Below are 21,982 nucleotides of genomic sequence, written 5' to 3' on the forward strand. Positions count from 1 at the left end.
AAGGGAAGAAAACACTATATAACCCCTGCCTTTTGTGCTACACTAAGCATAGGATTTTCTACTTGGAAAATTCCTCACACGTACAGTCGGTATATTCATTTTCGTCGATGGATACCGACTGTTCCTTTTTTCCAAATTATTCATGATTTCCTCCCATGATCCACTTCCCGACAATTTGTCGAGAAGTTACATCTGATACAGTTCCACTTCATCCTCTGGTTTCAGTATCAGATTAGTACTCAGATATTTTTCAATATCAAAGGTATTCTTTTTGTCATAATCGGACAGATATTTGTAGTTTTTATGTTTGCAAATATCGTATTTATTTGAGAAAAATGGTCTGACACCTCTCACCTGCAGAATACATTTTCCTCCGTCCATAACTGCTATTTCATCCTGGCTCATCAACTCCTTTCCTGTTTTCTGGTAGTTCATTCCATAAGACCGCTGACTGCCTCTCGTATCCGATGTGTTATACAGATCTATGGTTTCTTTTCCCAAAATCTCCGCTATTTCCTTTAATGTCGTTTTTTCCTTTCCACCCAGGAATAAGGTCGTATCACAGTTCCCTTCGATGGTATCGGCATTATCCTTATAAATTGCCTTAAGCTGAGACTTTGACTGCAAAATAATAGAAGCTGAGATTTCCCGGCTTCTAATCGTAGCAATCAGTTTTTCGAATTTAGGAATTTGTCCGATGTTCGCAAACTCGTCCAGGAGACACCGCACATGAATTGGAAGTCTGCCTCCATATACATCATCAGCTCTGTCACAGAGCAGATTAAAAAGCTGTGTGTACATAATAGAAACAATAAAATTAAAGGTATCATCGGTATCTGAAATAATAACAAACAATGCAGTTTTCCTGTCACCAACCAGATCCAGTTCCAGTTCGTCATAACTCATAAGCTCCCGCAGTTCCGCAATATCAAAGGGTGCGAGTCTTGCACCACAACTGATCAGAATAGATTTTGCTGTCTTACCGGCGGCCAGCTTGTATTTTTTGTACTGCCTTACCGCAAAATGGTTCGGGTCTTTCTGCTCCAGTTCATCAAACATCAGATCTACTGGATTCTTGAAATTCTCATCATCTTCCCTGGCTTCTGACGCATTGATCATTTCCAACAGAGTATTAAAATTTTTTTCTTCTTCCCTGCCTTCATACCAGATATAGCCAATCAGGGCACAATAATAGAGTTTTTCCGCCTTTACCCAAAAATCCTCACCTGATTGCTGCCCTTCACCTTTGGTATTAGCAATAATGGTTGTTACCAGTTTTAGAATATCTTTTTCACTGCGGATATATACAAATGGATTATAGTGCATGGATTTTTTGAAGTTAATTGTATTCAAAACTTTGATTTTATACGGTTCATATATAACTTTTCCCTCTTTGTCCCGCATGATTTTTCCATTCTCATCCGTCATTGGACTGCCTTTTGCCAGCATACTGCCAACTTCCAGAAGCACAGTTCCCTTTGGATCAGTAATCACATAAGAGCTGTGCATCTGCATAATGTTAGGCTTTACAAAAAATCTGGTTTTTCCAGAACCGGAACCGCCAATTACCAGAATGTTTTTATTCCTGGCGTATTTCGGATTCTTTGGTCTGCTTGACATAGTAAGACTCTCTGTTTCTGTGAGAATAATATTATTTTCAAATTCAGGATCAGCATATGGTCGTATATCTTTTTCTGTTCCCCATCTGGCAGAACCATACTCCACACCCAGCCGATATTTCCTGGCATTTTTCGTGCGGTAAATAATAATAAACTTTACAGCCACGCCTCCTGTAATTCCCCAAAACAGATCCATATGATTCAAGCTTGGCCAGAGATTCCGAAATGCCAGTTCAAAATAAGTAATAGTGTTCATAAATTTATCCCAGGAAGTTGCTCCGGTGTTTACCCGATACAGCCAGGCAATCTTATTGAAAAAATAAGCAAACATCAGATAGGGGAAATTAGCTAAAAACAGCTTTTTCTGATCTGCCCTCTTCAATTCACTTGCCTTATCCGTAATCTGATTTTTCACATCCGCAAGAATTTTTCCTGGGATACTCTCTGAAGAAAAAAAAGCTTTTCCAGATATTTTTCTCTTTTTCGGAGAGCCTCTGATATGCTGAACTTTTCCTCTTTTCTTCTTATGCTGCTGTTTTTTCTCCGTCATAAACTCTGCCCTCTGTCTTTCTGCTGTTCTCTTGCTCGTTCTCTGTTCTTTCCTTTAGACACAGCATCCTTAAAGTGCATAAGTTTTTTCATAATAGATGGTTTATCCTTTTTATTCATCTGTACACCCAAATATTTCTTAAATGCCAGATTCATCATTTCTGTATCCTGCCCTTTAAAGAACACATAGTAAGTCGGTGGCTTGGTCGAACTGTCTTTTTTCAAGGCAAAATCTAAGCGGTATTTCTTCGCCACACGCTCAAAAGACTTGATATTTCCATCTGTGATTTCAATATTGGATAAACCAGAACCCTGGCTTTTCAGTTCTTTGTATGACTGTTTTCCAACCTTGTAAGGATTCTTTCCCTTTTGCTTCTGTCCTGACAGATACTTCCGCAGCATATTTTTTAACACGTCGGCAGTCACTCTTGCAGTTTTAACCGACAATGCGATTGTTTTCTGTGTAACTTCTTCCTGCAATTTGCACGCCTCCTTTCGATTCTGATCCGCAAATTACGGTGGTACTAACAGATGGGGGAGATATATTTTCATTGGAATTTGACTCCTTTCCACTTCCCGACAAATTGTCGAGAAGTCATGGGTTTTAATTTTCCACTGTCTGCTTCAATAAATAAATTGTGCTGAACTGCACATATAACTTTTCTTCTTCCCAATCCATCTGATCCATCAGCAGGCATTGGAATAATACATCTACATCCTGCAATTTATAAATCCTGTTGCACGTTTCTGACAAACCTTTTAATTCCGGAATCTCTTGCATCGCATTTCGTCTGTGCATAAGACATTGCAAGTATAATGCTTCAAGATGTTTCTGGCTGAAAATAAGTGCTGTCGTATCCTGTTCATTGACTGTACATTTACGTTTTTCTAACTCTTCTTGGGAAATGTCCAGAAAACATCGGATATTTTCGACATATACATCACCATCAAATGTTGGATGCTTTTTCTTAATCCATCGTTTTGCCGCTACCTCCATATTCTTTCTGTCTCGATCAGATCTGGCACTACGGAAATTCAGCCTTTTGCCCATTTCTGCATAGATATTACTTTTCACCTGCCGCTCTGCCAAAGCTGCGTATTCTTCATTGCGAAAAAAATAATCTAAAAGTTGGTTCATCTTAGCCTGACTATCTACCAAATGATAACATTCCTCGGAAACCCCCAAACCTGCAAATGCAACTGGCGCACTTCCTTTTTTGATTTCTTTTTCAATTACTCTTAAAATGTCTCTCTGTGATTCCATTTCTCGGTTTCCTCTCTCTTCTTCATTTTTCTGATTCTTTTCACAAATCATCAATAAATTTTCATCTGCTCTTTTCGCTGTCAGTGTCAGTGAATAACAAACAAAGATCAGCAACAGTGATACCAATGCACTTCCAACACCAATCATAAAAACTTTTCCCCCACCAATACATGAAGCAATCCGTCCCATTTAAAAAACGGACTGATTTTTTTCAGCATAGCAATCAAGTCCGCTTCATTTTCTATTTCAATATCCAAAAATTCTATTACACTAATTTCAAGTCCATCCGCAATTTTCTTTAATTGTTCTACTTTCGGCTTTCGTATGCCTATTTCATACTTCCGAATTGTATTCACATTAATTCCTGTTCGTTCTGCAAGCAGCTCCTGCGATAGCCCTCTCTGTTTCCGAAAATAACGAATCTTTTCATTTATCTCCATGTCTTTCATCTGTTGAACTTCTCGACAATTTGTCGGGAAGTTGTTCCCTTTCCCTGTTTTCTTTTCCTTCATATCCATACATAGATATTTCCTCATCCAATAGCCTTGCAACCATAAAGCAACAAGACAGCAAAAACAAAAGCACTATTCCTGCCATAATAATAATTATCAAATCAATCACATCTCATCCTCCTATGTAAGCGGTACAGAAAAAGCAGCCTTGACAGACTGCTTTTTCAATCACCATATTCTATTTTTGTTCTCATGTAAAAAGGCTTCCGAAATTGTGCGAATCCCAAACGCTAATCCATCTATGTAAGCGTCTCTCTGTTCTGTTTGTTTAAGATTTAAAGTATATTCCTTGTAATCCTCAAACATTGCCTGCAGATCCGGACTCATTAGACTTATCATTTCCTTTTCTAATGTTTCACACAGTTCCTTTGTCTCTTCATAACTTTTACTTTGTGTCTCACATTGATTCATTGGATAAATGCTATAATACAATTTTTCCAGTTGCTTTTCGCTCATTTTTGATCACCATTTCTTTCAGTCTTTTTATGATCCATATAATTCCAGAAATGCCGTTTTTTAGCAAAATGCCTGCTACAGCTAATAATCTCCAGGCAAGAACCCCTATTCCAATCAAACTTCCTACCATCAGTTTAAGTACCACCAAACCAAGCATTTCCCCTGTCCCCACATTTCTTGGAACGACCAGCAAAAACATTTTCTGGATTCCGAAAGGTATTCCCACAAAAAGCAATAATTTTCTCCAGTCTAATATTTCACCATTCATGCACATAGGGTGAACAATTAAGCAGATAATCATAGCTATTGCACCAGGAATTATCAATTTTGTTATAATTTCTTTTCCTCTCATATGCCACCTCCGTACATATCATGATTTACTTTTGCCTGGTAATAATTGCCTATTGTCGTTATTGAATTCATAAGACAGGTAAGCAAGTACGCTTTTATGTTCTTTACTTCCCTGGTATTCTCATGCAGACAATCAAGTACATACTCTATGTGGCTTTCTTCCAGCAACAATAATCTGCTTTTTACGAACTGATATGGGTATTTCACTCCACTGATCGTAATATTCTCCCGTTCTATGCTGATTGTTTCCACAATTAGTGCCACAATTTCATCCAACTGTTGCTGTTCCCCTAGTCTGCATCGTTGTACAAGACAGTCATATTCAATATTTCTTTTTACAAGTGCAGTATTCATCTGGAATAACTCCATCTCTTCCATCAAATCCATTGACTGCTGTTCGGAAGAATCTGAAAGATTGATAAGATCAGTATTATTCCTGTCCGTATTACTAATATCAGTATAATTATATTTAGTATTAATTGGGTCGATTTTTCCGACCTCTGTAGTTCTGATTTTTCGACCACGATAAGTCGTATTTTCCGACCTCTTGAAGTCGGTTTTTCCGACCCCTTGAAGTCGATTTTTCCGACCACGATAAGTCGATTTTTCCGACTCCGATAAGTCGACTTCTTCGACCTCTCGATTTTGTTGAATACTCTCTTCGGATTCATCATTGTTTTTAACATCTTTTGATGTCCTTAAAATAAAGTTCTTTACATAAATAATATCCGGTTTACCAAATCCTTGTTTGACTCTTTCAATTAATCCGATTCCCTTTTTGGTATCCAGTTCTGCAAGCGTTTTCATTGCTTTATCTCTTCCACAATTCATATACTGAATAACCTGTTCAACAGTAAAAATAATATAAACCTTACCCTCTTCATCAAACCATTGATGTCTGATAGATAAAGCCATTCTGTCCAGCATCAGCCCATAAAGAACCTTTGCATCGCTGGACAGATTACGGAAATATTCATCTGTGAATAATACTTTGGGAATACGGTAAAAAGCAAACTGTTCCGATTCATAATCGTGAAAATAACCAAACTCTATTTTTGTGCTTTCGGATTTTGCCATTTTGCTTTCCCTCCTTCCCTCGTTATTGGCTTTTCTTCCAGTTATCAAGCAGTTCATAGATAACCTGTTCAATCTGTTCTCTGTTATATTCCTTTGGAAAATACTTTCGTATTTTCTTTTCAGTTAAAGTAACTTTTCCTGTCTCTGTTTTCTTTTCATTCAGAATAAGCTGTACCGCTAATTCTGTCAGATTACCTTCATCGCTGTATTGCTTCAGTTTTGTCGCCATTGAACCTGTAACAGAGCTTGCTCCAGACACTATGCAGTCTTTCACCCAAATCTGCTCCGTTTCTGATAAATAGGTTAATGAAACACCTACTGTAAAATTAATCTTTCCTTCATCCAACAATTTCAGCAATTCCGGAATAAGACAGGTCAAGCGTATGTAACGCTGAACGGTTCTTCCACTGTCACCGGCAGCCTGTCCAACCAGATCTGCACTGTCAACAGAAGCTGCGTTTTCGTCTTTTATGCCCTGATGTTTTACTGCATCCATCTTCATCTTATAAGCATATGCCTTTTCGCTTGGAAGCAAATTTTCTCTCTGTATATTAGAATCCACCATAACGATTACGGCTTCATCATCGGTATAGTTCCGTATGAGTACTGGCATTTTACTTTTTCCAGCCAGTTCGCAACCACGTTTTCTCCTGTGACCAGCAATCAGTTCATATCCTCCCTCTGCGCGAGGACGTACCAATGCAGGATTTAAGATGCCATAATTCTTGATACTTTCTACTGTTTCAGCCATTTTTTCATCATCATTTACATGAAATGGATGATTTCTAAAAGGATGTAACTCATTTAATGGCACTTCAACAATCTGATTAAGAGTATTCTGTTCAGCTTCATTGATTCCAAGCAATTCATCATAAGAAGTAAGCTGAATTTCTTTCTTAGGTTTACGCATGATTCAGCACCTCCTGGACAAGTGCTTGATAACTGTACGCACCTTTTCCTTTTGCATCGTAAGAAAAAATACTGACACCTTCTGATGCAGTTTCGGCAAGAGCTTCTGTTCTTGGAATTGTCTGATCAAAAATTATAATCTCTGCTCCATAAGCATCTCGTACTGCCTGCTTATTTCTCTTTGAATTATTATAATGACTGCTGTCCATTGTAAACAGAATCCCTTCAATCTGTAAATCAGGATTAAATCTCTGATGAATGCCTTTCACAACTTTCAGTAATTCCATGAGGCCATCTGCCGCATAGTATTGAGGCTGCACCGGAATCAAAACGCTATCAGCTGCACTTAACGCATTAATTGTCATCATTCCCAACGAGGGCATACAATCAATCAGGATATAGTCATAATCATTTTCCAAAAGTTCCAGATATTCTTTTAAGACTTTTTCTCTGTCCTCTACCGTAAATAATGACATGTCCATTCCCGAAAGAAGTTTATTAGATGGAATTACATCTATTCCTTCCTCATGGTGTAAAATTGCTTCCCTGGGATCAAATTCTAATCCCATAATGATATTTTCCATCATTGTTTTCAATGTTACCCTTAAGTTCTTTGGAAAACCAAGTCCCATTGTCAAATGTCCCTGTGGATCAGCATCTATCAGCATTACACGTTTTCCAACCTTAGACAGTCCTACTCCAAGATTAATAGTGGTTGTAGTCTTTGCTACTCCACCTTTTTGATTTGCGATTGCGATTATTTTGCACATGATATAATTCTCCTGTTTTTCTACTATTTTTTATTTACATTACTTTTTTCAATTTCAGCATAAGCTCTATAATATTTGCTCGTCCCTTTATTGGAATAAAGTTCCGATAATTCCATAACTTCAATTTTAGGATGACGCTGCAGGATTTTCTGAAACCATGCAATATCATTTTTTGTTCCCATCAGTCTCACTTTCAGCATTAATCTATTCCTCCAAGCATGGCATGTAACTTTTGATTGTACACTACATATTCCGGATAACGGATCTGTATTGCCTGCCAAAAATATGGTGCATATACACAGCAGAAGATATCCTCTACTGTATACTGTCTGCACTCGTTTACCTGTTCCTCTGCATCTTCATAATCCCAAACGCTTGGCGTGCTGTTACAGTACAGATTAAATGCCATCCTTACCACTTTTAAGCTACCGCTTGTCTGCCATCCTTCATGTAAACATTTCGTTTTAACAGACCCCGTTTTAAAATTATAAATTCTGTCAGCATTTTTTCTGGTATCTCCATTAATACCCAGACAATAACACAATGCCTTATGGTACACATCCTGATACCGTACTTCTTGTAATTTTTCATAGTAGAATTTTTCATGTGCATCACTGATAAAAATAATGTTTTCTGCTCCTAACGCTGTACTTTTCATTTTGAACCTCCTTGAAATAAAAAAGGACCTTACCAATTGTTCTACCAATTAATAAGGTCATACTATATGTTACTTTTCTAAATTCGTGCTAGGGATTCCTCTTTAGTAAAAACTTAGTAAAACATCCCTACTGGTTCAAAAATATACTGTAAAATCAAGGTTTTTCAGAATTTTGCTAAGGTAGTGCCGTGGCAGCAAAAGGCTACTTTTATCATAATTCCTATATTCCTCCATAAATTTCAAGTTTCAAAAAACTGATTAACATTTTTATAGCTGGTTATATTTACTAGATTTACCTTTTGCCTTATCTACAGGATATTTCTTTTCATTCTGTGTCATTTTCATATTAATGATCTCATCTGCGTCAAGTCCCAGTTTATCTAATAAATTCTGACTATAAACCATTACATCAGCAAGTTCTTCTTTCACATGTTGCAAATCATATTCTTCATCTGACCACTGAAAGCATTCCAGCAATTCTGCTGCCTCAATGACAATTGATTTTGCTAGATTTGCCGGTGAATGAAACTGATCCCAATCACGGTCTTCTGTAAATTTTCTTATTCTTTCTATTGTTTCCTGTTTCATAAATCCTCCACTTCTATGTACGGTCTTAAATATTCTCTTAAATTTTCATCGCATACATAAAGATATGTTCCTTTGATTCCACGGGTCATCAAAACATAATATATATTCGTTATGTATTCTAAAAGTTCTTCGTATCCAGCTGTTCTCTTTCCGTTTTGGTCAAAATAATACTCTGGCCGTACTATAATTTTTTCTGTTACTTTATCATAACCGATATCTTTACCAAGAATCACATATGCATAGTTCAAATCATATCCCTGAATCGAATGAATACACCCTACTTCGTTGATTGCCTCCTTCGTATGAACCCAGCCCTCCGTACAGTGATTCCATTTTTTCTTTATCCCCTGGATCTCTATATCTTTTAACTCATGTTTCTTCTTACTTATCCATGGCCATGCGTACCCGGCAAGCATTCGGGATAATCCAGTTTCTGCTTCTTTTTCATACATATCTTTTTCAAATTTGCTGAAATCGGAATATAGCTTAAAACTGTATTTGTCCGAAGTATACTTATGGGAACACTTTCCGGAAAGAATATCTTTGACAAAATCAATATAATCATTTCCACCTTTTACTCTCATCTGCGTCATCAGAGTAAAATAGACAATTGATCTTTCTTGAAATGATTCTCCCATTTTTTTATTGAATCTCTCAAAATTAATACCGGATGGTCCCACCACCTGCATACGGTCATAAAACAATACTGCACATTTCGATTGCTTCAAAACCCAGTCCAGTTCATCTGCATCTGTTGTAAAGCCAAGCCTTTCACAATTTTGTTTAAACGATCCCATATAAGAAATATTTCTGTACTGATGTAATCTGTGTGCTTCATCTACAAGTAAAATATCATATTTGTTTTTCGCAACATCTGATGGAGAAAGGATTTGTGACGGCGAGAGTCCGTAAACACTCTTAAATATCTGTTTCATTGTTTTTCTTAATGATGTCTGCGGAACAACAAATCCTATTTTCTTTCCGGCATATGCTTCACTGTCTGCAAGATACTTCATAAGATATACTGCAACAATAGTTTTCCCACTTCCTGGCATTCCATTTACTACAACACGGTGAACCAAACCTTCTTTAATTTTTATAAGAATTTCTTCCACCGCTTTTCTCTGACTGTCGTTTAATTCTTTATAAGGTGAATATTTAAATAAATCCGAATTTTCAATTTCTTCAAGAGAATGCTTTACCAGTTTTTGTTTCTGTAATTTTCTCCAGAGAGCTTCAAACTTTTTATCATACTCTTTTTTCTGATAATATTGTTTATCCGCTATTCCAAAATTCTTATTTGTAACCTGAAACAGTTCATCTGCAACAATATACTGAATCAATTTTGACTCATAATCAAACGTTACCGACTGATTAAACAATCTTGAGTATATAAAATGAACTTTCTCAAAAATACGTTTTTCTTCAGCTATTGCATGTTGTATCATTCGAGTTTTTACATGGGTTGACTCCCCAATATATGCCTGTTTTCCATTTTCAAGAATATAAAGCATTGGCCAATTGTCCAGATATTCTTCATCACTGTATTGACCTTTCTTAAAATTACCTTCTATAATCTTAAACATATTTCAATCACATTCTTTTGTTTTTGTATATTTCTTTTATCATTCCACTTCAAATCCAAATTCCACCCATCCATTTCCCCATTCTCCATGAATCAGGTAGATCATGTCTTTCTGTACATCTTTTATCGTATAGTTTCCATCTTTTTCTTCTACTTCCGCTTCTGCTCCTGCGCCTGGATCGCTTTCTCCGGAAAGTTCTGCCGGAAATGCGGTTGCTGTTACTTTTTCCGGCTTTGTATCAAAGTACAGTTCCATATCTGTAGTTCCATCCACATTCATAGCCGGAAGCTCTGTCCACTGAGTAACTGCCACACTGTCTGCGGTTTCATTCTGTTCAACTCCATCTTTGTCCGCATAGCTCCAGCTGTATCCACCTTGCATGGCAGAAGCACTGACTTCACCGTAAGATGCCCGATAACCGACATTCAGATATGGCAGTTCCCCGGGATCTTTTTCCGGCCAAAATTCATCGAGAATGTCCTGATACTGGTCGGCATCGGATGCTTTTCCTTCTTTGACAACTTTGATCTTTGTCACGCCTGGATACTGGCCAGGATAGGATTCCAGCATGATCCCGTCGCCGTAGATTGCTACGATATCGCCTCGGTTCAGATCATCCTCGGAGATTTTTTTCCCGGTTTTATCCTGGATATTTTCAGGCATTGTCACAGTAAAAACATTTCCGGTTCCCTCTCCTACCATCAGGTGACCGTCTTCTCCCGCCGGGATATACATGGCCTCTATGGGTTTCGCTGATGAAAATCCCTGACATCCCACAAGCATACTCCCCGCCGCGATCACAATCGCTGTTAAAAAACATTTCCATTTTTTCATAATTACACACTCCTATTTGTAGCTGATCTCTATCGCTGTTACTTACCATCCTTTAAATACTGAAACCTGATATGCCCCAATGTTTTCCGGATCTTCCAGCGCCTTTTTTCTCCAGGAATTTGGAGAAAGCCCGGTGATCTTTTTGAAATTCCTCATAAAAGTGGACAAAACCGTGTATCCGACTTGCTCGGATACGCTCTCCACCGAACAGTTTCCTTTCATCAGAAGTTCACAGGCTTTATTGATCCGCACCAGATTCAGATATTCAAGGGGCGTTGCATTCGTATATTCTAGAAAGATCCGCCTCATATGCGTTTCACTTAACTCACAGCTTTTAGCAAGATCCTTCGCCATGATATTTTCCATATAGTGCAGTTCCATATAGTTGATCAGTTTCCGGATATAATCCATTGTATCCGAAAGGGGTTTTTCTTCAGTTTCTTTCTGATCCAGCCGGTCAAAAAACAGCAGCAAATTCAGCCCGAAAGTCAATATTGCATACTTATAGTTTGACCTTTTGCACTGTTCTTCCTCTATAATCATCTGCATCAGTTCTACTGCTCTTTTATTACTTTTTTGATCCAGCACAAAAACTTTCTGTTCCAGATCCTTTTTTAATTTTGTGTACTTCTCCGGCACATCTGCAAAACATTTTTTCAAAATAGTATCGGAATCAACAAACAGATATTCCCACTTTTGCTTTTCATCTGCCTTTTCAGGATCCGGACATGTCCTGTGCGGAATGTTACGGGGAATAAATGTAATCGTCCCTGCATCATAAGTAAGCTCTCTCTCCGCAAGCTGCACCGTTCCTTTTCCATAATGGCAGTAACCAATCTCCAGATAGTTATGAAAATGCATATTGTCCATCCCGTAAACGGTTTCCCATTTTTCCCCGGTAAGCACCAGAACAGGCATATCCTGTGAGATTTCATAGTAACGATATTCTGCTTTCTGCATTTATTGTCTCCATATTCTGTAAAAATTTTCTTATGTTTTCTTTTATTTTATTAGAAACCCTGCAGAATAGCAATAATATTTTGAACAGATGATCCTCTGCTCTTGAATCCCGTATATTTTCATGCTAATATATCCAATTAGACGAAAAAACTATAGAAACACAAAAACTGGAGGAAGTATGAATCAAAAAAGTACATCTGCTCCCATAGCAGAAAACAAAATGGGCACCATGCCTGTAGGGAAACTTGTATTGAACATGTCTCTGCCAATGATGATTTCCATGCTGGTACAGGCATTGTACAACATTGTAGACAGCGTTTTCGTTGCCATGCTCTCCGAAAACGCTCTGACTGCGGTTTCCATGGCCTTTCCGCTGCAGACTCTTCTGATCGCGGTAGGTGCCGGCACCGGAGTTGGTATGAATGCACTACTTTCCAAATCTCTCGGCGAAAAAAATTTTGAAAAAGCCAACCGTACAGCAAGCAATGCGGCATTTTTATATGGATTAAGTTATCTGGTATTTCTGATTCTTGGATTTACCGTAGTCAAACCGTTCTACGCCAGCCAGGTACATAACGCAGATCCTGAAATCCTTAAATTTGGAGTCGAATATCTCAGCACAGTCATGATGTTCTCCTTTGGCCTGCTCGGACAGTTTTTCTTTGAGCGTCTGCTCACATCTACGGGAAAAACCATCTTCAGCATGACTTCCCAGCTGTGCGGTGCCATCACCAACATCATCCTGGATCCGATCCTGATCTTTGGTCTTCTTGGTGCTCCGAAAATGGGTGTTACCGGAGCTGCCGTGGCTACTGTGATCGGACAGTGTGTAGCCTGCATCGTTGCCGGAACCTGCAACCATAAATTTAATCATGAAGTACAGCTCAGCTTCAAAGGTTTCCGTCCTAATCTTAAGATCATTGGCAATATTTATGCAGTAGGCATTCCATCTATCATCATGCAGTCTATCAGTTCCATCATGACCTACTGTATGAATCTGATTCTGGTACAGTTCACAGTTACTGCAACTGCAGTATTTGGCGTTTATTTCAAATTACAGAGCTTTTTCTTCATGCCTGTGTTTGGACTTAACAATGGTATTACACCGATCATCGCCTACAATTACGGGGCACGCCACAGAAAGCGTATGCTTAAAACTGTCAAAGTCAGTATGTTTATCGCATTCTGTTTTACATTTATTGGTTTCCTTGCCTTTGAATTTATTCCGAAAACATTGCTTGGACTGTTCAGTGCTTCCAGCGATATGCTCGCCATCGGTATCCCTGCCCTTCGGATCATCGGCATCCACTATCTGATCGCGTGGTTCTGTATCATTGCAGGAACTGTATTCCAGGCCCTTGGAAAAGCTATCTTCAGTATGATCGTATCCATCATGCGTCAGTTGTTCGTTCTGATACCGGCAGCCTATATTTTATCTTCGATTGGCGGACTTCATGCAGTATGGTGGGCCTTTCCCATTGCAGAAATTATTTCACTGATCGTATCTGTGGCCTTCCTGCTCGTTATAAACAAAACCATTATCCAGAAAATTCCGGAAGAGTAATCCAAAATTTTCTCAAATCTTCAAAAAATGCTCAGACCGTCGTGATCTGAGCATTTTTTATTTTCTTTTATGACAGTCTGTCAAGCAGTTCATAAACTCTTTCTTTGGTAATTTCTGCTACTTTTATCAATGTTTCTTCTGCTGATGGGTTTTCTGCGGAATTTATAATGTTCTCCTTGCCTGTAATCCAGTCCAGTTCTTCCTGTGTCAATGTATCCATATCTTCAGAAGAGAGTGCTTCCTGTAAATATGACCAAATCTCGTTCAGACAATTATCCCAAATTTCATACTGTTCACTTCCCGTTAACGCAGAAGATGCTTTCTGTTCCGCTGTTTTTACACTTTCTTCTGCCTGCTGTCTGTATGAGGAAGTCTCTGGCTGCGTTGTTTCAGCAACAGTCTGAGAGCCAATTTCGCTCAATGACACATAAGGTATATTCATATGTGAATATTTTCCCCTGATATTCTGTCCCTCTTCCTCAGAAATTGGTATGGAATAATCAGTACAATCTTCTGTTGTTGTATAAAACCATGGATTTTCCGGATGATCAAAACCATCTAGAAAAACATTTTCTTTTATCTGTAACTGTCCGGAAACAAAATCATAATATTTAAAGCTGGAACTCATTGCTCCTCCTGAAGCTTCATTTGCAATGGTATGATCCTCACATAAATAATATCTGTCACGTTCTCCACTGGAAATGACAAGCGACCTCTGTCCATTAACCATTGTATACAAATCAAAGAACATGGATGTATCTGCATCCGCATTAACAGATCCTATCATCAATTCCTCAATACCGTCACCATCAATATCCATAGTACAATATCCCAGGTCACTGCTGCTCATTTCATATCCGGCCAGATAACACAGATTTCTGTCACTGTAATCCGACATTGACCAGTTTGCATTTACTCCATTATAATACTGCCGGATTATTTCATCGTATTCCGGATAGCTGGTAATCGGACTGTCCTGTGAAGGATCGCTGTTTTCCGATGATCCTGGTGATAATACTTCCTGCAGAAATTCCAGAACCTGCTGTTTATCCATATGGGGAATCTCATCCTCTGCTTCTCTTTTTGTTTCTGCCACAGCCTCTGTCTCTATACAGCTGTTTTTCAAATTTTCCGTTTCATCACCATATTCCTGCATAGTCAGCTGGCGCTGACTGCCATCTGTATAAGCAGTATATGTGACCGTATCCTCCAATTGGCTGCCCTGCATTTCATACAGTATGGCAGCATTGTTCCAGTCCGCGTCATACAGACTCTCCCGGAGATGACAGTCTTCTTCTCCTTCTGTATTTCCTTCATAAATTACAAGTCCTGTCTTACCAGTTTGCGGATCTGTATATCTGCCAACTTCACTTCCCCAGCCATTAAACACACAGCTCACTTCTCCGTTGGAAATATCAAGAATTCCCGCAATATTATTTGCAGCCGCAGCTGGTCCCGTTACCCACACTTCTACACGGTTATCTCCGTCAAAATCCGCAACTTTAACTTTTTCCGCAAATATATCAGAGAAACTGATATCTCCGAAGATTCCGTCTCTGCCATCAAGATAATCACTTAATTCATGGCTTTCCACATACTGGCAGTACAGTTCCATATCATTTTCAAAATATGGATCTATATCTGCATTATAAATTTCATTTACCTCAGCTGCATAAACATTACTGCCCGGAAACACCGCAACACCTGCACCCAAAAAAGTTACCAGAACTGCCAACTCTAATCTTTTCTTTTTCATAGTATTTACCCCTTCTTCTGTTTTTTATTTCACATTCCTCTTCCTCTGCTTAATACTCTACGCATTTGAAACGGGAATGCTTATTTGTCTTCAAAATCAATCAGCTCTCTTATATCCGTTACTTCCAGAGCCTCTGCAATTTTGGAAAGATGCTCAAAATTAATAACTGTACGGGTGCCCCGCACAATGTCACTGATTGTAGATTCCCGGATCCCGGACATTTCCGCCAGTTTTTTCTGGCTGAGTTTTCTGCTTTCCAGCGCTTCTTTCACTTTTAGTTTTACGACAAATTTTTTTTCCATAATTAGTTCATCTCCTGCTGAAGTAATACCGTCATATATGCAAGATTCCAGATATTTGAATCCTTACCTACTGCATTTGGATTATCACCGATTGCAGATGCAAAATTCATAATCTGATTTGTCAGATTCTTTTTGCATTTATCCCATACAGTAATTGGATTTACTCCATTTTTCCATTCATATTTACCTGTCTGTTCATTCAGTATAACCAAAGACCGGAAAGCTGCAACTGTCGGATAAATCAGTCCATCCGAAATTTTGTAATAAATCTCATGAAGGCCAAACTTCGAACTGCCAATTACCTTTCCGTCTTTATATCCGGAATATTTTTTACGTCCGTATCTTCCACCGGTTTCATTAAATGCAGTCGCAAATTCCATCTCAATAGCATCATATAAATCAAAAATATCCGGCATAATATTTACATACCTGCGGTAAGATTCCGGATCTTCCAGATAAAGTTCCAGCATTTTGGCCTTGGAAGAATACGCCCTGATCGGATGTGTCATTGAATTAAACTTATCAATATTAAACATGTTGATAATTGAAACAATCTCACGTGCATCAATCATTTTCAGTCTTTTATTATTTTCTTCATCAAAAGCCTGCTGATTCTGTTTGAACGCAATCCGGCTGAAAAATGGCATTCCCTCAAGCCCCTCTTTAATCGGATCAAATTTCTGCTGAAGCTCGGCCATGGATTTTTCATCTACCTGAACCGATGTATTACGTGCCTCTGCCAGCTTTTCAATAATATCTTCCACACCTGTCATCACTTCAAACTGAACATACTGGTCAAGATCGGCATCTCGATGTTCACATACAATTTTGTAAGTATGTCCACCATCAATATTACCATGAAGCATACTGTCTGCAAAGTCAATTTTTACTTCTTTTGTCTGATTATTGTATGTACAGCTCTTTGCGGAAAGGACAATTCCCCGATTTTTCAGATGGAAATAGCCATCGTTACTTTCCAGGGATTCCTGAATTGCCTGTGCGACCCCGGATGTAAGTCTCTGGTCACGGGGATTGGTCGCCATTGGAATCCCACCCGGCACATCACAGATCTTTACATAAAACACATATTTTTTCGCCAGACTATTAAATGGGTCATCCAGTTTACGAAATGAATTTTCTTTTACGTACATGGTTTTTGTCACAGACATTATGGTTCCTCCTTATAAAATACCGTTATTTACGCATATCGCTTTTTCAGAATATCGCAATATCGTTATTTTGTCAATATCATTTTTTGCATTTGAAACAAAAAATCTGCACCCTTCCATCTTACGATGAAAAAATACAGATTTTATGCTTTGGAATGTATTCAAACAGCTTCCCGGATCCAGTCAGCTGTTTTATTTATGTTGCATCATAGCATATTCAATAAGTCATACACTCTTTCTCTTGTAATTTCCGCTGCTTTTTTTAATGCCTCTTCTCCCGACTGCATTTTTATGGTATTTATAATATTCTCCTTATTCTGAATCTAGTCCATTTCCTCCTGTATCAGAGTTTCCATTTCTTCAGAAGAAAGAGCTTCCTGGAGATAGCCCCATACATCATTTAAACACCTGTCCCAGATTTCATACTGTTCATTTCCTGATTCCGCAACAGATGCCTGCTGCTCTGTTTCATTTACTTCCTGTTCTGCCTGCTGCCAGAAAGAAGATGTCCCGCTTTCTACAACAGCACTCTGATTATTAATATCAGCTAACGATATATATGGTATCGTCTCATAAGTATATTTGTTAATGATATTTTCTGCCTCTTCCTCAGAAATTGGATTGGAATAGTCTTCATAAAAAGTTGTTGTTGTATAAAAATACGGATTCTCCGGATGTTTATCTCCATCTGTAAAAATGCCTTCTTTTAACTGCAACTGACCGGAAACAAAATCATAATATCCCCAGATGGACAATGCAGCTCCGCTGGAACCTTCATTGGCAATGGTCTGATCCTGGCACAATAGCCGATCTGAGCCACGCCGGTCTCGTATCCTGCCAGGTAACAAAGATTATGTTCTCTGAAATCCTCCGTTGACCAGTTCAGCACCATTCCATTGTAATACTGATTTACAATTTCGTCATATTCCGGATAATCGGTGATGGAACAAGACGGGGACATGATTCTCTATTGAATTCACAGCAATACCTGTACTAATTGCCGCAATAAAAAAAGTTATTTTCAATATTTTCCTTTTCATAATTTTCCCTCTTGTAGTATTTTACCTGATTTTTAATAGATAATCTGATATAAAATTTCTCCATCTTTTGCATCTGCACGTATTTCATTTACTACATTTACTCCTGAAATTTGCAAATAATAATCATTTTTATCGGAAGTTACCCTTAATATTCTCGTTCTTTTTTCTTTCGAAATCAGTTCTGCATCTTCAAGCTTCTGACCTGTTACTTTTTCAAAAGTATCTGCGATTGCAACTGCATGGTCTTCATCACAGTTTAATATTTTCTGCAAAAAAACATATTCCCCTTCAAAGGTTAATTCCTGTTCTTTATTTTTGGAGATTTCTTTTTCTGCCTTTACTGGCATTACTTCATTTTTTCGAAATACACTTCCCAAAAATCCAAATACTCCCATACCTATCACCAAGCTTATTATTATATTTTTTTTCATATTATACTACCCAACCTGCAAATTTTCTGGCATCTCTTTCTATTGGCTGATCCCTGTATGCCTTAAAACCATCCGTTTCTATTCTTTTATAATTTTGAATATTATTGCGCCACTCTGTTACTGTGCCCGGATCGACCTGAAACGCATCCGGATTTTCAACCACTGCATGTTGATACCCATGCCGCATTTCATGGGCCATAGTGTCCATAATCTGTTTATAATTTCCTGCATCCGCAAGCAAATCCTCATTAATACACATAGATTTATTGTAATCCATATAATATCCATATGTAATATAACCTGGCTCAGCTTCAATTGGCTGAATTGTTATATCTGTCAGCTCTATTCCATAAATCCTCTGCATTTCTGCAAACAATTCCGTCAGAATCTGTTTTCTTTCCTCAACGGAAGCCTTTTTCCATGTCTTCTTACTGAATCGTTCAGATTTAAGCAGATCACGAAGTTCCTTCGCCATTGCCTTATCACGTTTTATCCGGGCAGCCTTGTCCGGATCATCCCACACACCTGTACTGGCCCATTCTTTAAAATTGCTCCACCAGCCACTTAATCCTTTTCTTCCACTGGATGAATTTGTATTATTATTCTGCTGTCCCAGGATATTTCGTTCACAGCTTAAATATAAATCTACCGCAACATCCAGGCCGTTTTCCAGAGATGCCAATTTTTCGATGAGTGCTTCCATATTATTCTGGGAGTTGCGAAGGGATGTCCGGATATTTGCTGTAGAAGCCGAATTTATACTTATATTTCTTCTGACCCGCCCGACTCCATCCTTTACACTTCTGACCTGCTGTATCATATTATCAAAATTGGAGCTGCAATCTTTTACAACATATGGCTTAATATCAAACTCCATCCTTCTTCACCTCTTCCATCCCCATAATAAGTTCACGATGTTTTTTCAGCATCCATCCACTTAATATCTGTATCAGCTGTATTTCATCCGCACATCCATATGTAAACTGCATATTTTCCTGTCTGTAATAGTATGCTTTCTGATCTTTGAAAACAACATATATAAAAAACTGATCTTCTTTACTGCTCCCATGTCCTTTCATCCATAATTCGTTTTTCCCGGATGAACTTAACAAAATATCTTTATATAAAGTTTCCGTTATCTGCTGCGGTAATATTTCTTTATAATTATCTTCTGTACAATACTCTGAAAAATCCCCTGTAAATTCTTCCTGTTTTTCTTTGATTTCAATATCCTTTAACAGATCTGCAAAAACACCGATAATATAATTTCCCGTTGGCAGCCAGAGAAATTCTCCACCCTCCTTATAGGCACTTACCATAGTAATCAGATCATCCACAAAATAAAATCCGTGAATCACATATTCTTTTTCTTCATGAAAATGCAGAATCACTCTGTTTTCGCTCATCAAGTACGCATTGAGAAGTTCCTCCGCCATGGCATCCATCTCAAGAGTTTCTTTGTCAATAATTCCTGCGTCAATAAAAGCGTCCTTAAGCATGCTCTCTTCTTCTGTCCCAAAAGTTTTTCGTCTCTTTTCATCTGAAAGCATATTCAAGATGTCCAATTTCAAATAAAACTTTTTCATAAAACCTCCCTCTGTATAATCAGGTATCCAGATTATCTGATTCGCAAAATATTGTTTCTCTGTTCTCAATGAAAGCATTTTCACTCTCGCCATTCTATGGCATTTTCCGTTTTTTTCCTTGGTCTGGCGCAGGGATTTTCCGCTGCATAGCCGATGGCCAGTGCTGCATAGAGTTCTCCATTCAGCCATTCGCTCAGCTCTTTCTGAGCAAAAAATGTATCACAGATCCATAAACTTCCAAGCCCAAGCTCCGTAGCGGTAAGTGTCATATTTTCAATGGCAGCACCTATGGACTGTGCATTGCAGATTTCCGATACACGCTCATCCATAGTCGGTGTCTTATCAAAAGAGGCCGCAATTTCATTCACAATAAAAATGATCACCGGAGCCTGCCTCATGATTTGAAGGGTATGCTCCGCACCGGTTATATATGGTCTGCTGTCCGGAATAAATGGGCTTATTTTTTCCCTTGAAATTCCTTTTTCCATCACATTGCAGACCTCTTCTTTTGCTGCGCCAGCAGCTACGATAAATCTCCACGGCTGCCGGTTTTTAGAAGACGGCGCCAGCATTCCTGCATGCAGGATCTCGCTGATCTGCTCTCTGGAAACCGGTGCGTTTTTGTATTTTCGGATACTTCTTCTGTTTTTGATCACTTCCAGCATTTTTTGCCTCCTGATTCGAGTTTTTATCTATACCATCTTCACATAACAAAATATTATCTCTGGTTATCTTCCCGTCTGATAAAATTCGTACATGCTTCTGTCTCTGTCGCAGGATAAGGCACCCCTTCTTTTTTTCCAAGAGCAAAACATCTCATCATCCATACCATGTTTCTGGCAAGATTTCTCATGGTCTGCATTCCTTCTTCATCCTGCGGTGCTTCTTCCCCGTACAAACCATGCACCATGTTCCAGTATGTAGAACCGGCAACCGGCATCTGTGCGATTCCGAAATATTTATTCAGACCATCCAGCGCCGCGGTCGTTCCGCCTCTTCTTGCAACAGCCACAGCTGCTCCCGGTTTGAATTTAAAAGCATCATAAACTTCATCACTCCCCGCACTGTAAAACGCACGGTCCAGGAAATCATAAATCCTTCCACTGGGATGTGCAAAATACACCGGTGTTGCAAAAACAAAACCATCTGCAGACTTCGCTTTTTCTACAAAATCATTCACACCGTCATCTTTAAACACACACTTTCCTGTTTTCTGACAGACATTACACTGCAGACAATCCGCGATCGGCTTTCCGCCCACCTGGATCACTTCGGTTTCTACATTTTCTGCGTGAAAAACTTTTTCCATTTCTTTGATTGCTGCCATTGTGGTTCCGTTGGGGTGGCTGCTGCCGTTTAGTAATAGTACTTTCATGTGAATGCTCTCCTCTTTATTTTATAAAAAATTTTACAGTTTCCCTTTTAATTCAATTGAGACATGTCCATGACCTCCGCCGGGGATATACGGCCCAAAACATACAAAAACTTTTTTTCCCTGCAACTACATCTTGAACCCCTAATTTCTTTCCATCTTTAAGACGATAAGTTAAACCATATTCTCTGGTTTCTCCAACTCCTCCAGCGTACCATTTAGAAATGAATCTAAAACATATATAACCATTCCGATTATAAGTCACACTACATTTGTTTGTATAATAAATGTTTTTATAAGAAGAATTCTTTAATTCTTCAAAATAATTAAATAAATTCTTTTTATATTGAAAAGTCGACTTATAATCTTGTATTAAAGATTTATTTATTTTTTGAATTGCTGAACTATTTCCTTTGATTTGCGGCAACTGGTAAAGATATTTCGCTGTTAATTTTTTAGATTTTTTAATTTGCTGTTTATTTTCAATTCTATATGTAATTTTTGTTGTAGCAGCCTCTGTCGGATATTCTGTAATTCTGGACGAAAAAACAATTGCACCAATAAGGCCTATTATTAATATCTGTTTATAAATATATTTACTCATACTTATATCACTCTTTCTTATTTTA

27 protein-coding genes are annotated in these 21,982 nt (G+C 38.3%); 1 reads left to right on the forward strand and 26 read right to left on the reverse strand.

Features of this window, described 5'->3' with window-relative positions:
* Positions 1-186 precede the first annotated feature (186 nt).
* The 16 genes from G5B06_RS04870 to G5B06_RS04945 form a co-directional block, all read right to left on the reverse strand.
* The gene (locus G5B06_RS04870; protein ID WP_330416433.1) at positions 187-1,950 is read right to left on the reverse strand and encodes a VirD4-like conjugal transfer protein, CD1115 family; all 1,764 of its coding nucleotides are present in this window, start codon (positions 1,948-1,950) and stop codon (positions 187-189) included.
* Positions 1,951-2,165: 215 nt separating this feature from the next.
* On the reverse strand, positions 2,166-2,648 hold the full coding sequence (locus tag G5B06_RS04875) for a PcfB family protein (RefSeq protein WP_117457903.1): 483 nt from the start codon (positions 2,646-2,648) through the stop codon (positions 2,166-2,168).
* A 124-nt stretch (positions 2,649-2,772) separates the two neighbouring features.
* Positions 2,773-3,579 carry a hypothetical protein gene (locus G5B06_RS04880; RefSeq protein ID WP_129974458.1) on the reverse strand — a complete coding sequence of 269 codons (807 nt, stop codon included), beginning with the start codon at positions 3,577-3,579 and terminating at the stop codon, positions 2,773-2,775.
* Entirely contained in the window at positions 3,576-3,881 is a 306-nt protein-coding gene (locus tag G5B06_RS04885) for a helix-turn-helix domain-containing protein (RefSeq protein ID WP_227094345.1), read from the reverse strand. Before G5B06_RS04885 ends, G5B06_RS04880 begins: the two co-directional genes overlap by 4 nt.
* Positions 3,859-4,053, reverse strand: a complete 195-nt coding sequence (locus G5B06_RS04890; protein ID WP_173717691.1) for a hypothetical protein — start codon at positions 4,051-4,053, stop codon at positions 3,859-3,861. Before G5B06_RS04890 ends, G5B06_RS04885 begins: the two co-directional genes overlap by 23 nt.
* Positions 4,054-4,112: 59 nt before the next feature.
* Positions 4,113-4,400, reverse strand: a complete 288-nt coding sequence (locus G5B06_RS04895; protein ID WP_015541255.1) for a DUF6809 family protein — start codon at positions 4,398-4,400, stop codon at positions 4,113-4,115.
* On the reverse strand, positions 4,366-4,752 hold the full coding sequence (locus G5B06_RS04900) for a DUF6050 family protein (RefSeq protein WP_005426609.1): 387 nt from the start codon (positions 4,750-4,752) through the stop codon (positions 4,366-4,368). Before G5B06_RS04900 ends, G5B06_RS04895 begins: the two co-directional genes overlap by 35 nt.
* The gene (locus G5B06_RS04905; protein ID WP_227094344.1) at positions 4,749-5,828 is read right to left on the reverse strand and encodes a DUF6017 domain-containing protein; all 1,080 of its coding nucleotides are present in this window, start codon (positions 5,826-5,828) and stop codon (positions 4,749-4,751) included. Before G5B06_RS04905 ends, G5B06_RS04900 begins: the two co-directional genes overlap by 4 nt.
* Positions 5,829-5,850: 22 nt before the next feature.
* A complete protein-coding gene (locus G5B06_RS04910) occupies positions 5,851-6,738 on the reverse strand; it encodes a ParB/RepB/Spo0J family partition protein (protein WP_059085507.1) in 888 nt (295 codons plus the stop codon).
* Positions 6,731-7,507: a ParA family protein gene (locus G5B06_RS04915; protein ID WP_005426615.1), complete on the reverse strand. Its 777-nt coding sequence runs from the start codon at positions 7,505-7,507 to the stop codon at positions 6,731-6,733. Before G5B06_RS04915 ends, G5B06_RS04910 begins: the two co-directional genes overlap by 8 nt.
* Positions 7,508-7,530: 23 nt before the next feature.
* Positions 7,531-7,707 carry a hypothetical protein gene (locus tag G5B06_RS04920; protein WP_005426617.1) on the reverse strand — a complete coding sequence of 59 codons (177 nt, stop codon included), beginning with the start codon at positions 7,705-7,707 and terminating at the stop codon, positions 7,531-7,533.
* Positions 7,707-8,165, reverse strand: coding sequence for a DUF6075 family protein (locus tag G5B06_RS04925; protein ID WP_005426619.1), 459 nt, complete (start codon positions 8,163-8,165; stop codon positions 7,707-7,709). Before G5B06_RS04925 ends, G5B06_RS04920 begins: the two co-directional genes overlap by 1 nt.
* Before the next feature lie 267 nt (positions 8,166-8,432).
* A complete protein-coding gene (locus G5B06_RS04930; protein WP_148446569.1) occupies positions 8,433-8,753 on the reverse strand; it encodes a nucleotide pyrophosphohydrolase in 321 nt (106 codons plus the stop codon).
* Positions 8,750-10,339, reverse strand: coding sequence for a DUF2075 domain-containing protein (locus G5B06_RS04935; RefSeq protein ID WP_148446571.1), 1,590 nt, complete (start codon positions 10,337-10,339; stop codon positions 8,750-8,752). The genes G5B06_RS04930 and G5B06_RS04935 overlap by 4 nt, the downstream gene beginning before the upstream one ends.
* Positions 10,340-10,378: 39 nt before the next feature.
* Entirely contained in the window at positions 10,379-11,173 is a 795-nt protein-coding gene (locus tag G5B06_RS04940; protein ID WP_173761959.1) for a hypothetical protein, read from the reverse strand.
* 42 nt (positions 11,174-11,215) lie between these two features.
* Positions 11,216-12,133 (reverse strand): helix-turn-helix domain-containing protein, encoded by a 918-nt coding sequence (locus tag G5B06_RS04945; protein ID WP_173771469.1) that lies wholly within the window; start codon positions 12,131-12,133, stop codon positions 11,216-11,218.
* Between the two features lie 178 nt (positions 12,134-12,311).
* Here G5B06_RS04945 and G5B06_RS04950 point away from each other — a divergent pair, with 178 nt between their 5' ends.
* Positions 12,312-13,697, forward strand: coding sequence for an MATE family efflux transporter (locus G5B06_RS04950; protein ID WP_173761957.1), 1,386 nt, complete (start codon positions 12,312-12,314; stop codon positions 13,695-13,697).
* 67 nt (positions 13,698-13,764) lie between these two features.
* Here G5B06_RS04950 and G5B06_RS04955 read toward each other — a convergent pair whose 3' ends face one another.
* The 10 genes from G5B06_RS04955 to G5B06_RS05000 form a co-directional block, all read right to left on the reverse strand.
* The gene (locus G5B06_RS04955; RefSeq protein WP_173761956.1) at positions 13,765-15,453 is read right to left on the reverse strand and encodes a lysozyme inhibitor LprI family protein; all 1,689 of its coding nucleotides are present in this window, start codon (positions 15,451-15,453) and stop codon (positions 13,765-13,767) included.
* Between the two features lie 80 nt (positions 15,454-15,533).
* A complete protein-coding gene (locus G5B06_RS04960; RefSeq protein WP_148446583.1) occupies positions 15,534-15,755 on the reverse strand; it encodes a helix-turn-helix domain-containing protein in 222 nt (73 codons plus the stop codon).
* Between the two features lie 2 nt (positions 15,756-15,757).
* The gene (locus G5B06_RS04965; protein ID WP_173771471.1) at positions 15,758-16,924 is read right to left on the reverse strand and encodes an AIPR family protein; all 1,167 of its coding nucleotides are present in this window, start codon (positions 16,922-16,924) and stop codon (positions 15,758-15,760) included.
* A 323-nt stretch (positions 16,925-17,247) separates the two neighbouring features.
* Positions 17,248-17,727 carry a hypothetical protein gene (locus G5B06_RS04970; RefSeq protein ID WP_173761954.1) on the reverse strand — a complete coding sequence of 160 codons (480 nt, stop codon included), beginning with the start codon at positions 17,725-17,727 and terminating at the stop codon, positions 17,248-17,250.
* A 269-nt stretch (positions 17,728-17,996) separates the two neighbouring features.
* Positions 17,997-18,395, reverse strand: coding sequence for a hypothetical protein (locus G5B06_RS04975; RefSeq protein WP_148446588.1), 399 nt, complete (start codon positions 18,393-18,395; stop codon positions 17,997-17,999).
* A 1-nt stretch (position 18,396) separates the two neighbouring features.
* Positions 18,397-19,272: a hypothetical protein gene (locus G5B06_RS04980; protein WP_148446590.1), complete on the reverse strand. Its 876-nt coding sequence runs from the start codon at positions 19,270-19,272 to the stop codon at positions 18,397-18,399.
* Positions 19,262-19,981: a hypothetical protein gene (locus G5B06_RS04985; protein ID WP_148446592.1), complete on the reverse strand. Its 720-nt coding sequence runs from the start codon at positions 19,979-19,981 to the stop codon at positions 19,262-19,264. Before G5B06_RS04985 ends, G5B06_RS04980 begins: the two co-directional genes overlap by 11 nt.
* Before the next feature lie 80 nt (positions 19,982-20,061).
* Positions 20,062-20,646 carry a nitroreductase family protein gene (locus tag G5B06_RS04990; protein WP_148446593.1) on the reverse strand — a complete coding sequence of 195 codons (585 nt, stop codon included), beginning with the start codon at positions 20,644-20,646 and terminating at the stop codon, positions 20,062-20,064.
* 53 nt (positions 20,647-20,699) lie between these two features.
* Entirely contained in the window at positions 20,700-21,356 is a 657-nt protein-coding gene (locus G5B06_RS04995) for a flavodoxin family protein (protein ID WP_148446595.1), read from the reverse strand.
* A gap of 52 nt (positions 21,357-21,408) precedes the next feature.
* Entirely contained in the window at positions 21,409-21,957 is a 549-nt protein-coding gene (locus G5B06_RS05000; protein ID WP_173771473.1) for a hypothetical protein, read from the reverse strand.
* Positions 21,958-21,982: the final 25 nt, after the last annotated feature.

The sequence above is a fragment of the Blautia luti genome, from assembly GCF_013304735.1.
GTDB lineage: Bacteria > Bacillota > Clostridia > Lachnospirales > Lachnospiraceae > Blautia_A.

Coding starts and splice junctions, on each gene's coding strand:
- G5B06_RS04895 (WP_015541255.1), bottom strand. CDS start 4,400: ATGAGCGAAAAGCAACTGGAAAAATTGTATTATAGCATTTATCCAATG.
- G5B06_RS04995 (WP_148446595.1), bottom strand. CDS start 21,356: ATGAAAGTACTATTACTAAACGGCAGCAGCCACCCCAACGGAACCACA.
- G5B06_RS04905 (WP_227094344.1), bottom strand. CDS start 5,828: ATGGCAAAATCCGAAAGCACAAAAATAGAGTTTGGTTATTTTCACGAT.
- G5B06_RS04900 (WP_005426609.1), bottom strand. CDS start 4,752: ATGAGAGGAAAAGAAATTATAACAAAATTGATAATTCCTGGTGCAATA.
- G5B06_RS04955 (WP_173761956.1), bottom strand. CDS start 15,453: ATGAAAAAGAAAAGATTAGAGTTGGCAGTTCTGGTAACTTTTTTGGGT.
- G5B06_RS04885 (WP_227094345.1), bottom strand. CDS start 3,881: ATGAAAGACATGGAGATAAATGAAAAGATTCGTTATTTTCGGAAACAG.
- G5B06_RS04870 (WP_330416433.1), bottom strand. CDS start 1,950: ATGTTTGCTTATTTTTTCAATAAGATTGCCTGGCTGTATCGGGTAAAC.
- G5B06_RS04910 (WP_059085507.1), bottom strand. CDS start 6,738: ATGCGTAAACCTAAGAAAGAAATTCAGCTTACTTCTTATGATGAATTG.
- G5B06_RS04925 (WP_005426619.1), bottom strand. CDS start 8,165: ATGAAAAGTACAGCGTTAGGAGCAGAAAACATTATTTTTATCAGTGAT.
- G5B06_RS04990 (WP_148446593.1), bottom strand. CDS start 20,646: ATGCTGGAAGTGATCAAAAACAGAAGAAGTATCCGAAAATACAAAAAC.
- G5B06_RS05000 (WP_173771473.1), bottom strand. CDS start 21,957: ATGAGTAAATATATTTATAAACAGATATTAATAATAGGCCTTATTGGT.
- G5B06_RS04985 (WP_148446592.1), bottom strand. CDS start 19,981: ATGAAAAAGTTTTATTTGAAATTGGACATCTTGAATATGCTTTCAGAT.
- G5B06_RS04960 (WP_148446583.1), bottom strand. CDS start 15,755: ATGGAAAAAAAATTTGTCGTAAAACTAAAAGTGAAAGAAGCGCTGGAA.
- G5B06_RS04975 (WP_148446588.1), bottom strand. CDS start 18,395: ATGAAAAAAAATATAATAATAAGCTTGGTGATAGGTATGGGAGTATTT.
- G5B06_RS04945 (WP_173771469.1), bottom strand. CDS start 12,133: ATGCAGAAAGCAGAATATCGTTACTATGAAATCTCACAGGATATGCCT.
- G5B06_RS04980 (WP_148446590.1), bottom strand. CDS start 19,272: ATGGAGTTTGATATTAAGCCATATGTTGTAAAAGATTGCAGCTCCAAT.
- G5B06_RS04950 (WP_173761957.1), top strand. CDS start 12,312: ATGAATCAAAAAAGTACATCTGCTCCCATAGCAGAAAACAAAATGGGC.
- G5B06_RS04965 (WP_173771471.1), bottom strand. CDS start 16,924: ATGTCTGTGACAAAAACCATGTACGTAAAAGAAAATTCATTTCGTAAA.
- G5B06_RS04915 (WP_005426615.1), bottom strand. CDS start 7,507: ATGTGCAAAATAATCGCAATCGCAAATCAAAAAGGTGGAGTAGCAAAG.
- G5B06_RS04930 (WP_148446569.1), bottom strand. CDS start 8,753: ATGAAACAGGAAACAATAGAAAGAATAAGAAAATTTACAGAAGACCGT.
- G5B06_RS04940 (WP_173761959.1), bottom strand. CDS start 11,173: ATGAAAAAATGGAAATGTTTTTTAACAGCGATTGTGATCGCGGCGGGG.
- G5B06_RS04920 (WP_005426617.1), bottom strand. CDS start 7,707: ATGCTGAAAGTGAGACTGATGGGAACAAAAAATGATATTGCATGGTTT.
- G5B06_RS04935 (WP_148446571.1), bottom strand. CDS start 10,339: ATGTTTAAGATTATAGAAGGTAATTTTAAGAAAGGTCAATACAGTGAT.
- G5B06_RS04880 (WP_129974458.1), bottom strand. CDS start 3,579: ATGATTGGTGTTGGAAGTGCATTGGTATCACTGTTGCTGATCTTTGTT.